This window comes from Cupriavidus sp. YR651, from assembly GCF_900101625.1.
Lineage (GTDB): Bacteria > Pseudomonadota > Gammaproteobacteria > Burkholderiales > Burkholderiaceae > Cupriavidus.
In genome coordinates this window covers 1-10,943 of the sequence record NZ_FMYZ01000035.1, presented here as the reverse complement: position 1 = coordinate 10,943, position 10,943 = coordinate 1, and the positions used below count along the sequence as shown (strand labels likewise).

Here is a 10,943-nt window from a genome sequence, read left to right as displayed (position 1 = left end):
GGGTGGCAGATTGACGGGGATCTGGTTGCGCAGGCTCTGATTGATAGCGTTCCAGCCGCGAATGAGCGCGATCGTGTATGACATTTCAGCGATTTCCTGCTCGCTGAAGTGCTCGCGCAGTTGGGGGTAGAGGGCGTCCGTATCGTCGCGATGTGGCAGGGCGTTGACGGCCTCCGCCCAGGCCAGGGCGGCGCGCTCGCGCGCGTCGAAGAATGGCGCCTCGCGCCAGCCGGCAATCGCGTTCACGTGGCGTGGGTCCGCGCCCTGCTTGATCAGGTCGCGCCAGTGCACGTCGACGCACACACCACAGCCGTTGATTTGCGATACGCGCAACAGGATGAGTTCAACGAGCCGCCGGCCGAATGAGCTGTTCTTGCACGTTTGCGTCAGATTGATCATCGCCTTCAGGTGGACCGGGGCGAGCTGGAAGAGGTTCAGGCGTGCTGCAGACATGGGGGGCACCTTTCGTCTGGTTGGATAGCAGATTCACCGACACTCGAGAGTCGGAGCGTTTCGTCTGCGGCTGCCGCCGCCCGGGTGCGCGCGTCATCCAATAAGGGGTCGCGTCGCCCATCGAGGCGGGCGACGCTCGCCGGCGTCCCGTGCATATCGGAAGGCTGGGCTTGCGAGGTCGTCCGCTCGTCAATACGCTGATGGACCCAAGCAAGCCTGTCGACCGAAGGATTGCTGGCGATGAGGGAAGACATGGCGAGCGCGCTTCCCGTCAATGCGGCGATGGCCAGGTCTGCGGAAAATGTGGACATGATGGTATCCAATAGCCGCCACGTTCGTGTGGTTGGCGAGAAAACGGCACCTTCGGCGCGCAGCGAGTCGGTGCCACGTTAAGACATTAGAACGGCTTGGTCGGCAGGTACTTGCCGTCCAGGGTGATCACCGCGCGGTGGCCGCCCTCCGGGTCGTCCACCTTCTTGATGTCGAGCTTGAAGTTGATGGCGCTTATGATGCCGTCGCCGAACTGCTCATGAACCAGGGCCTTGAGCGTGGAACCGTAGATCTGCACGATCTCGTAGAAGCGGTAGATGGTCGGGTCAGTCGGTACGCCGCCAGGGATGCTGCCGCGCACGGGAATGGTCTGCAACTGGCGCACGGCATCTTCGCTCAGGCCCAGCTTGTCGGCGACGATCTTTGCCGCGGCGGCGGGCAGCGGATGCTGGCCGAGCAGGGCGGCCGTGACAAAGGCCAGGCTCAGTCCGGTGCCTTCGTTGATCTGCTCGAACGTGAGCCCCTTGCGGCTCTTTGCATCGATGATGTCATCGGTCAGGGCTTGACGGGAGGATTGGCTGAATTGGGATTGGGTCATGCTAACTCCTTGAGAGGGTGAAACGTGGGGGGAGGCATTCAGGCAGCGATCGACTCGCGGCCGCGTGGGGTTGCGGATGCATCGGGATGCGCCGCGAGCGAAACGAAAGTATTGGTCGTGCCATCCAGGGCATCGATCGCGCCGGTTTCGATGTCGTAGAGCCAGCCGTGCAGGTTCAGGCGGCCTTGTTCAAGCGCGAATGCCACGGAGGGGTGGGTCTTGATGTTGGCCAACTGGGCGATGATGTTCTCGCGGACCATGGAATTCACGCGTGCTTGCGTGGATGCGTGCTCACTCGCCTCGTTGACGGCCTTGGCGGCGTCGGCATGGTGAAGCCAGCTTTTCACGGCGGGCATGTGGGCCAGGCATTTGCATGTGGCCACTGCGGTCATGGCGCCGCAGTCGGAGTGGCCGCAGACCACAATGTCGGTGACGTTCAGTCCGGCAACGGCGTATTCGACGCTGGCCGACACGCCGCCGGGCTGTGTGCCGTAGGCTGGCACGATGTTGCCGGCGTTGCGGATGACAAACAGTTCTCCGGGTTCGCTCTGCGTGAGGAGTTCTGGCACCACCCGGCTATCCGAACACGCGATGAACAACGTGCCCGGGTTCTGACTGTTAGCCAGCCGCTTGAAGAGGTCTGATCGTTTTGGGAGGGCGTCACGTTGGAATTTCAGAACGCCGTCGATAATGTCTTGCATCTTGTTGCCGCTCCATCAGTTTTGGGCTGGGTTTCGTCATGGGAAGCGTGGATTGAGTTTGCTCGCTATGAGTGGTTTGTCATGCGATCGACCAGGCGGCGAATGATGGGCGAGGCCGACACGACAACCGGCAGCATGGTTAGCCAGGAAACGCTCCAGGACCTTAGCCAGTGCTGAAAGAACAGACCTTCTGCTGCAAATGGAATGCTTGCGATGGCCGCAGCGATGGAGCAGGTCAATCCGGCCTGGATAACGCCAAATGCGAAATAGCTGTAGCGCGAAGGAATCTTAGGCATGTGAGTCGCCCCTATGCATTCTTTGAACCGGACATTCATGTACCCTGCCATTGCCGCGCCAGGGGCTGTCGCCCCTGGCGCATGACAGGCGCTACGCGGCTGCCCCAACCTTTCCTGCCAATTGCTGCACGGCCTCGTCGGTATCCCACAGCGCGTTCGCGATATAGCGGAAGTTCACCAGCGCGGCCAGATAGCCGTCGCCATCCGGCAGCTTCGGCCCTGCTACGGCGTCGCGCACGACAGCAACTTCGAAGCCTTGCTCCAGCAGGTCCCGCAGATGGGATTCGACGCACAGATTGGCGGCCATGCCCGCAAGGATCACCTGGTCCACGCGCTGCTTGCGCAACTGCAGGACAAGGTCGTTGGCCTGCGGGCCGTACAGCTTGTGCGGGGAGCAGATGATGGTCTTGCCATCCTCGATATATGGCTTGAGCTCTGGCACGAAGTCCGCGCCCGAGCCGCGGAATCCTTCCAGGGTCAGCGCGCCCGGACGGTCGAACAGACCGAGGGCATGCTGGAACATTTCGGCGGGGCCCTGTACTTTCCACGTGTGGTCATGGGGAAAGTAATAGTGGGGAGAGATGGCGACCGTGATGCCAGCCTGCTTGGCGGCCTCGAACAGGCGGACCAGGTTGGGCACGAGGTTCTGCTCCGTCACGCTTTCTCCGACCACGCCCCAGCTGCGCCCTTCGGGGCTCATGAAGTCGATCTGCGGGTCAATCACGACGAGCGCCGTGCGCGGCAAGTCCAGCGTAATGCTGGACTTCGGCAGAGCCGGAGTAACGGGATCGGCATACTGGGGGAGATTGGACATGGAAATTACCTCTTACTGGTGAGCCCGGTGGGCGTCGTTTCAACTACGGATGAAGGTCAGCAGGTCTGCATTGAGCCTGCCTTTGTTATATATATGACCAGTCGTCTGTTTAAAATCGCAAAAAAATTTCAGTACAACAACCGCTTGAGCGTCACCTGCAGAAAGCGTTGGCAGGCGTCGCCGTTGCGCTCGATCTTGCTGCGTAGGACCGCCCCCTCCCAGGCCTCGATCATGATGGCCGCGCGTTGCGTGGAATCACCATCCGCCGGCAGTTCCTGGCGCATCCTGGCCTCATCAAGGCAGGCTACGATCATGCCTTCCCAGCGCGCCAGGATGCGCCCGAGAACCGTTCTGACTTCGCCGCTGAGATTGGACAATTCGAGCGAAAGGTTGCCCACAAGGCACCCGAGCTCGAATTTTTGCGCCGCCTGGTCCGCCAGCAGCAACTCGAACAACTTTTCGATCCGGGCCAACGGCTTGATGCGCGCGTCGTACATCACTTCACCGTGGCGTTGTTCAAGAGACTCCCAGTACGCTTCGAGCACTTCGGCGGCAAAGGCTTCCTTGCTGTCGAAATAGCTGTAGAAAGATCCCTTGGGAACAGCCGCGGCAGCTACGATGTCCTGCACGCCGGCCCCATTGAAACCGGCGCTATGAATCACACGGCCACCGTCGATCAGGAGGCGGTGACGGATTTCGGGGTTGGCAGGTCTTGGCATGTCGCAGGGGGTGATGAACAGTTGAAATGATAATAGACGACTGGTTGGTTATTGTCAAGCATCAGCTCCGCGGAATGCGCGCGCGGCCTGCCGGTGCCTCTATTCAGGGCGGAAGATCGACAATGAACAGGGCATCCTATCGGATCGATAGATGGCGTTCCCGTTGAATGCACTACTGAGTTTGGCGAGGAAAGACGCCAGGGGCCCCTGGCTGCCTCGAGTCCCACTGCCTCGGTCAGGGCCACACGGCGTGTCGTCCGTTGCAACAGCCGCCTTCCGGGGCGCGACTCGAGATACGAGATCGCGCGAGATATCTGACCTGTCGTCAGATCCAGCTTACGTGCGGCCGGCGCGAAGCCACCATCAATAACGACTCGCGCGAAGGTGCGCATGTATTCCAGCGTATCCATTGGAAATCTATCCGTTCATGTGCGCTGCCTGGATCGCGACGCCTTGAGCAGCCCGCGCAACGCGAGGCCGATCAGGTCTCCCGCCGAGGGGCCGGCGTGAAACTGCATCGCGATGCCGAAGGTCAGTTCCAGCACCAGCGCTCCGAGTTCAACCGGTGTCGCTGGTGCTTTGCCGGCGGGGAAAATCTTCATGAGCGCGTTCCCGACTTGCGTCCATTGCTGCGTGAACATCTCGGTGTGCTGCTTCTTCAGCGACGCACCCTGATTCGCGTGCCGTACCAGATCGAGAATCAGCATGCGCGGCCCGGTTTCGCGAGAGCGCACAGTGGCCCACTTGCACACCGCGTCGATGATCTCCTCGGGGTCTTTGATCCCTTCCAGCGCCAATTCAAGATCGCTGACTTCGCTGAAGCTGGCCGACTCGACCAATTGAAGGAAGATGTCTTCCTTCGATTCGAAGTTGGAATAAAAAGCACCCTTTGTGAACCCGGCCTCTTCGACGATGCGGTCTATCGACGCGCCGCCGAGCCCTTCGCGGGCAAACACATTACCTGCGGCGACAAGCAGCTTCTCACGCGTCAGCGCGCGGCTTTCTTCTCTGGTCAGACGTGGCATCTTCTAACAGCTCCTTGTTTTTCGCTCTGCCCAGCGCATGCCATGCTCCCTTGCTCGCCGGTCATGTCTCCTCGCGTGCCGTAATCACGTGCACCGTAGGGACGACGGACATACCGACGCGCAGGAACCTGGCCGCCGACTGCCCCGGATCGATGGTGATCTTGACGGGAAGACGCTGGACGACTTTGGTGAAATTTCCTGTCGCGTTATCGGGGGCAATTGGAGACAACGCAACACCGCTCGCTGGTGCAACGCTGTTCACGCGGCCGTGCAATACCACCCCAGACAACATATCGACTTTGATTGTAACGCCCTGTCCCGGGCGCACGCGCTCAAGTTGCGTCTCGCGGAAGTTGGCCTCCACGTACACGGCGTCGAGGGGTACCAGCGCCAGGAGCGGTGTGCCCACATGGACGTAAGCGCCAGTACGCACTGTCCGTTGCCCCACGGTTCCATCGATCGGCGCAGTAATCCTGGTGTACGACAGGTTGAGTTCTGCTGCCTCCAGGTTGGCTGTCACCTTGCTCACGCTGGCCTCGGCTTGTTTCTCCTGCGCCCGCAGCACGCCGATTTGATGCTGCGCGACATCACGCGCTGCCGAGTGTTCGAGCCGGCGAGCCATCGCAACCTGGAGTTGTGACTGTGCATGCTGTTGTTCCTGAATCGTCCCGGATCCGTCGACAGCCAGATTCGAATATCGACGGGAGTCGGCCTCGGCAAATGTGATCGCGGCATTGTCGGCGGCGATCGCCGCGTTCGCTTGCTGAATGACGCTGTTCTGCTGGACCAGGCTGGCCTGAAGCCGTGCCACGTCCGCACGCGCGTTCTCGACGTCGGCGGTGGCACTGGCCACGGCCACCACGAAATCTCGATCGTCGATCACCGCCAGCAACTGACCAGCCTTGACGGCTTCGTTGTCGTCCACGAGCACCTTGGCGATGTGGCCTGCGATCTTTGGTGCGACGAACGTGGAATCAGTGGTGACATACGCGTCCGTGGTGGTTTGTGTCGAGGCGTGGCCTTCTTCGCGGAGGAAGAGATAAGTGCTGGCCGCAGCCAGGCAGGCAGTGACGACAGAGATGGCAATCTTTGCTGGGCGAGGGAGAGACATGATGATCAGTGGGAGGTTTTGTTCAGCACAGGCGGCTTGATGTACTGCAGGCTCAGCACCAGCGGGATCAACGCGAGCGCGAGGCCCCCGAGTACGAGGTATGTATCGGCGATCGACAGCACAAAGGCCTGATGGGAGATTCGCTCCGCCAGACTATGCAGGTAGCCGGCGACATGGCCATTGACATCGCGGGAGAACGCCCCCGCGTTGGTCGCATAGTCCAGGATTACGTTGGCATGCGTCTTCTGCCGGACCGTGATCAGGTGCTCGATCAGCGCATCGCCGGTCAGGGTTCCCAATGCGCGGAGCACATTGATGATGCCGGAGACCAATGGTCCTTCCATTGGCTGCACCACGCTCGTCGCGAGAAACAGCAGGGAAATGACTGTCATTGGTTGGCCGACCGCCTGCAGTGTCTGTGCGATGAGAAACTCGTGTGCCATCCAGGCCGACGTAACCTGGGAGTCAATCAGGCAGGAACCTGCCAGGCATACCAGCCCCGCCGCAAAGAGATAGCGTGCGTCTACCCACTGCTTGTAAAGCAGGAACGAGGTTGCCGGTCCGAGAATGAGTTGGGGGATGCCAACCGACAATCCGAGTACTGCGAGGAACGGCGTCCGGTATCCATGGATGTCGCCCAGGAACGCGGCGGGCAGCAGGGATCCCGACAAGAGCACGACGACCAATGAGAAGAACACCGTGAATCCGAGTCCGAGATTGCGTCGATGCAGTAGCTGGAGCTTGACGAAGGGCTGCGGGTGAAACCATTCCGACAACAGGAAGACAAAGATCAACGCTGCGCCTGCGCTGAAGAGCCAGCGGATCAGGATGTCGTTGAACCAGTCATAGCGCTCACCTTGCGCCACGCCCAGGCCGAGTAGCACCAACCCGCAGACTCCCGACAGCAAGCCGAGCAGATTGATGTCCTTGAAGCGATCGAGCCGGACAGGATCCTGCGGAAGGCCCCATCCGACTGCCCACATGGAGAACAGCGCGAGCGGCACGCTCTGCCAATAAACAAGGTGCCAGTTGGCCAGCGTGTCGGTGTAGGTAGCGGACAGCCAGGTCGCGACATTAGGCGAGAACGTGGCGGTCATCGCATAGAGAGCGAGACCATAAAGCCGCAACGTCAGCGGGAAGAAGCGCAGGGCTGCCGCCATAAGCACAGGAATGAGCAGCCCGCCAAAGAAGCCCTGGAGACATCGAAGAATGAGCAGACTCGCAAGGTCGGGGGCGTGCGGAGTCAGCAGTCCAAGGCTTGCGAAGATGGCGACGACGCAGATGTGAAATCGCCTGAACGACAGGGTGACGGCGAACCACGGCGCGAAGGGCATGGCCGCCAGTTCGAACGCCTGATAGAGGCTACCGATCCAGCTCCCTTCATCCGCGCCAACGCCGAAGGCTCCCTTCATGTCGATTAGCGACAGTCCGCCGATACGGCTGTTCAGGCCCGACATCATCGCAGCTACGAATACACCGATGACCCCGGTCAGGATCTGTGCGTTGAACGGATGCGGCGTCACCGGTCGCGGCGTGGCCAGCGGCAGGGTGACTGACGGCGTCGCCAGTGGCATCGCGTGATTTGCTACTTGGTCATTCATACTTTAAAGTATTTAAATACTATTTGGTATGCTAAAAAGCGAACACATGAATACAGCAGTCATGCAGTGGCACGAGATCAGCGAATCAGATATTCCGTGTTGGGCGAGAGACCTCGATCCCAATCTCTACAGTGTCAACCACCGCAGGCTTTGCGTCTGGCAAGACGAATTCGACGGTCGCTGGCTTTGGGAGGTCGAGACATTCAGCGGTACAGGCGAGGGGGCAAGCGGCCAAGCAACGAGCCTTCTCGAAGCGCAAGCCGAGGCGGACCGGGCCGTGGATCGTTCCATTCGCGACTGCTAGCCTCCCTGACCGGCGCCCGACGCAGGCTTGCCGGCCTGCTCGGCGAGTGGGTGGGACGGTTCGGTGCTTGCGCCGGCCGCCCACCCGCCGCCCAACGATTTGTAAAGCTTGACCATGGCGATGGCGACGTCGGTCCGACTGCGTGCGAGCGCCGTCTCGCTGGCCAGCAGGTCGCGTTGCGCGATCAGGACGCTCAGGAATGTCGACGCGCCTTGTGCGTAGCGTTGCTGTGCTGTCTTGAAAGCAATCCTGTTGTTTTCGACCGCGAGCCCGAGTTGTTCGTCGCGCTGTTGCTCGGTGAGGTAGGCCGTGACAGCGTCATCGACCTCGTGCCATGCGCCGACCACCGTACGCCGGAACTGTATGGCAGACTCTTGTTGGCGCGCCTTGGTTAGCGCCAGCGTGCCGGCCAGCCGGCCGCCTTCGAAGATCGGAAGATGCAGCACCGGGCCGAATGCAAATTGACGCGCGCTCCAGTCGCCGGCTTCGCTGAACTTCAGTGCCTGGATGCCGAAGCTCCCGGTCAGGCTCACAGTCGGATAGAAATTTGCCTTTGCCGCGCCGATCGCTGCCGTGGCGGCATGCAGTTCCGCTTCGGCGCGCAGGATGTCGGGACGCCGATGCGCGAGTTCCGACGGCAAGCCCACGGGCAAGCTTTCCGGAGGTGCCGGAATGCCCGTCTCCGCCGAGAGTTCAGCGTCGAGAGCATGCGGCGCTTCGTCGAGCAGCAAGGCCAGCGCGTTCATGAGCACGGCGCGTTGACGCTCCAGGTCCGGAATCGATGCGCTCACCGTGGCCAGCTCCGCGCCCGCACTTGCGGGGTCATAACGCGTCGCAACGCCCTGCTCCTCCCGGTGGGTAGCCAGCTTCAGGCTGGCGCGGGCGATCTCCTGATTCTTCCTGGCGATGGCCAGAGTGCTCTGCACCCCACGAAGCGACAGATAGGTCCGTGCCACTTCTGCCGTCACGGACACGCGTACGGCCTCTGTTTCGAGCGCTGCAGCGAGCGTATTGGCCTGCGCCGATTCGCGGATCCGCCTGATGCGGCCCCATATATCGAGCTCCCAACTGGCGTCGAAGCCGTACTGCCAGACGCTGTATGGCGGCGAGCCGCTTTGTCCCGGCAGCGAACTTGCGCCGAACGGGTCGGCGCCATTGGCGGCCGTACCACTGACGGGACTCGATGCGCCTGTCAGTTTCAGGATGCCGTCCGGGCTCGCACGTTGACGCAGCTCGGACGCGTTCGCTCCAATGCTCGGAAACAGGTCCGCGCCAGCGATGCGCAGTTTGGCGCGGCTCTGTCCAATGCGCGCTTGCGCAGCCTGCAAATCCAAGTTTTGCCGTGACGCCCTGGTTTCCAACGAGGTCAGGACCGGGTCGTTGAAGAGCTTCCACCAGTCCGCGTCAACTGGGGCGGCTGTGAATTCGACGCGTGCACCAGTTGCTGTCTTGGCTAACAGATCCGATGGCGGCGTCGTGTCCGGCGACTCAAAATCCGGGCCGACCGCACAGCCACCCAGCCCAAGCATGACAAGAACGCCGAGGGTGATTCGCTGGTGCAGAGTCGCGGGCATGGTCGTAGGTCGGCATATGAAGAGTCGCAAATATATACTAAAACGTATTTGGATACTACATGGTATGTTTATGATGAATGCGCCATACGAATTCCGTGCCACGACGGGTGCATTTGACTGTTTCCAGCAATGGTCCATGCCAACCCGGATGGTTTCGGGGGGGCACGCGCTTCTACACGCTCGTCATCCTGCGTGACCCGAGGCAGCGATCGGCGATGTCGTCAGGCCCTTCGTAGGGATGCGCATTCGTGCTGCGGTGCGGATCGTTTGCCTCTCGCGAGCTACAGCCGCCAGCACCATCCAGATATTGACTGCGGTAGCGGTGAACGCAGTTGAGCGACAAGCAACCTGCGCCGCATGGCAACCGGTTCTCAACCGACCGAACTGTATCCGGCGCGCTATCTCGCGTGGGGCGAGGGCTATTGGGGCTCAGTGACGGCGTCAACTAGAGAGTAAGGCAATACAGTACTGGCGGATGGGCCCCATGCAACACGCGATGCGCGGATTTTTCCACTAGAAATGACCCACATCCAATTTGGATCGCTGTAAGCGGAGTGTGTGAAAGCGAGACACCTGACCGCAGCATTCTCATCGATGGGTTGGCGCTATTTTGCACGGCAGCATTAGCTGCGATGACTCTAATTTCTCTGCTAGTTCATCTCGAGATGCGACACGACGCATTCGCACCTGAGCCCACGCCGTCGTGCCACCGTGGCCCCATGAACGCGTGACGAAAATGTCCGCGCCAGTCCAGGTCGCGCCGGACGTGTCGGGGCTCGTGAGCCAGGTTCTCGTCAGAGACAATGCACAGGTGCATCGAGGAAAGTCGCCATTCATCATTGACCGGGACCGTTTCACCCTTGCACTCCGTCAGGCGGAGGCTATAGCAGCTGCTTGCTGCGGTCGCCGGCGATGACCGCCCAGTCCCCACTCCAGTCGAACTGGAATGCCTCGCCCTCGGCAAAGCGCAACGGGATGTAGGTGCCTCGATCTGACGAGCACACCAGCTCCTGCTGTTCCTGACGCCAGCGGCGCGCAAACGCCGCAACCCGATCATACGAACCCGTGAAGCCCAGGGCACAGAGAACGGCAGGCATTTGAATCGGATCAACTAATGCCGGTGCCGGTACCACTTTTAAAGGTTGATAGCCGGCGTCCAACAGACCACTGATCCTCATAGTTTGGTGCCGCGACTATAAGTCGAGACTGAAAGGCACCTATTGCAAGCCAACCGGCTCACAGGGTGCTTCCATGGAATTGGCCACGAGAATTTTCCTGCGCTTTATGCTCAGATCGCGCTGCCCCGACACCCATGACTGGGCGCCGGGGTCGGAATGCGTCAGGCCGCCTTGCCTTCCAGCATCTTTACCGTATCGTCCGTGGTCCAGACCCCATTGGCGATGAAGCGGTAATTGACCAGCGCAGCGCCATAGCCGTCGCCTTCTGGTAGCTTCGGCCCGGCTACTGCGTCACGCAC

General features: G+C 60.9%; 13 protein-coding genes and 1 pseudogene. 2 read left to right on the top strand and 12 right to left on the bottom strand.

Features of this window, described 5'->3' with window-relative positions:
- The 10 genes from BLR29_RS31540 to BLR29_RS31490 form a co-directional block, all read right to left on the bottom strand.
- The coding region (locus BLR29_RS31540) for a carboxymuconolactone decarboxylase family protein (RefSeq protein ID WP_092143985.1) at positions 1-453 on the bottom strand (453 nt) is incomplete at its 3' end.
- A 397-nt stretch (positions 454-850) separates the two neighbouring features.
- Entirely contained in the window at positions 851-1,321 is a 471-nt protein-coding gene (gene cynS / locus BLR29_RS31530) for a cyanase (RefSeq protein ID WP_092143979.1), read from the bottom strand.
- A gap of 38 nt (positions 1,322-1,359) precedes the next feature.
- Positions 1,360-2,022: a carbonic anhydrase gene (locus tag BLR29_RS31525; protein ID WP_092143976.1), complete on the bottom strand. Its 663-nt coding sequence runs from the start codon at positions 2,020-2,022 to the stop codon at positions 1,360-1,362.
- A gap of 65 nt (positions 2,023-2,087) precedes the next feature.
- Positions 2,088-2,318, bottom strand: coding sequence for a DUF2798 domain-containing protein (locus tag BLR29_RS31520; protein WP_092143988.1), 231 nt, complete (start codon positions 2,316-2,318; stop codon positions 2,088-2,090).
- Positions 2,319-2,409: 91 nt separating this feature from the next.
- On the bottom strand, positions 2,410-3,132 hold the full coding sequence (locus tag BLR29_RS31515) for a cysteine hydrolase family protein (protein WP_092143973.1): 723 nt from the start codon (positions 3,130-3,132) through the stop codon (positions 2,410-2,412).
- A 128-nt stretch (positions 3,133-3,260) separates the two neighbouring features.
- Positions 3,261-3,851, bottom strand: coding sequence for a TetR/AcrR family transcriptional regulator (locus BLR29_RS31510; RefSeq protein ID WP_092143970.1), 591 nt, complete (start codon positions 3,849-3,851; stop codon positions 3,261-3,263).
- Positions 3,809-4,243: a helix-turn-helix domain-containing protein gene (locus BLR29_RS31505; protein ID WP_255371549.1), complete on the bottom strand. Its 435-nt coding sequence runs from the start codon at positions 4,241-4,243 to the stop codon at positions 3,809-3,811. Before BLR29_RS31505 ends, BLR29_RS31510 begins: the two co-directional genes overlap by 43 nt.
- Before the next feature lie 33 nt (positions 4,244-4,276).
- Positions 4,277-4,876 carry a TetR/AcrR family transcriptional regulator gene (locus BLR29_RS31500; protein WP_092143964.1) on the bottom strand — a complete coding sequence of 200 codons (600 nt, stop codon included), beginning with the start codon at positions 4,874-4,876 and terminating at the stop codon, positions 4,277-4,279.
- Positions 4,877-4,937: 61 nt separating this feature from the next.
- Complete coding sequence (locus BLR29_RS31495; protein ID WP_092143961.1) at positions 4,938-5,987, bottom strand: HlyD family secretion protein; 1,050 nt, start codon at positions 5,985-5,987, stop codon at positions 4,938-4,940.
- Between the two features lie 5 nt (positions 5,988-5,992).
- Complete coding sequence (locus tag BLR29_RS31490; protein ID WP_255371548.1) at positions 5,993-7,588, bottom strand: MFS transporter; 1,596 nt, start codon at positions 7,586-7,588, stop codon at positions 5,993-5,995.
- A gap of 46 nt (positions 7,589-7,634) precedes the next feature.
- Here BLR29_RS31490 and BLR29_RS31485 point away from each other — a divergent pair, with 46 nt between their 5' ends.
- Positions 7,635-7,892, top strand: coding sequence for a hypothetical protein (locus tag BLR29_RS31485; protein ID WP_143018584.1), 258 nt, complete (start codon positions 7,635-7,637; stop codon positions 7,890-7,892).
- On the opposite strand, the gene BLR29_RS31480 is transcribed toward BLR29_RS31485, so the two are convergent.
- Complete coding sequence (locus tag BLR29_RS31480; RefSeq protein ID WP_092143952.1) at positions 7,889-9,466, bottom strand: efflux transporter outer membrane subunit; 1,578 nt, start codon at positions 9,464-9,466, stop codon at positions 7,889-7,891. The two genes, BLR29_RS31485 and BLR29_RS31480, sit on opposite strands and share 4 nt — an antisense overlap.
- 736 nt (positions 9,467-10,202) lie before the next feature.
- Between BLR29_RS31480 and BLR29_RS31475 the strand changes: the two genes are divergently transcribed.
- On the top strand, positions 10,203-10,382 hold the full coding sequence (locus tag BLR29_RS31475) for a biotin/lipoyl attachment domain-containing protein (RefSeq protein WP_092143949.1): 180 nt from the start codon (positions 10,203-10,205) through the stop codon (positions 10,380-10,382).
- Here the strand turns inward: BLR29_RS31475 and BLR29_RS31470 are convergent.
- Positions 10,360-10,551: pseudogene (locus BLR29_RS31470) on the bottom strand (IS21 family transposase); the annotation flags it as partial. The gene BLR29_RS31475 and the pseudogene BLR29_RS31470 overlap by 23 nt on opposite strands.
- Positions 10,552-10,943: the final 392 nt, after the last annotated feature.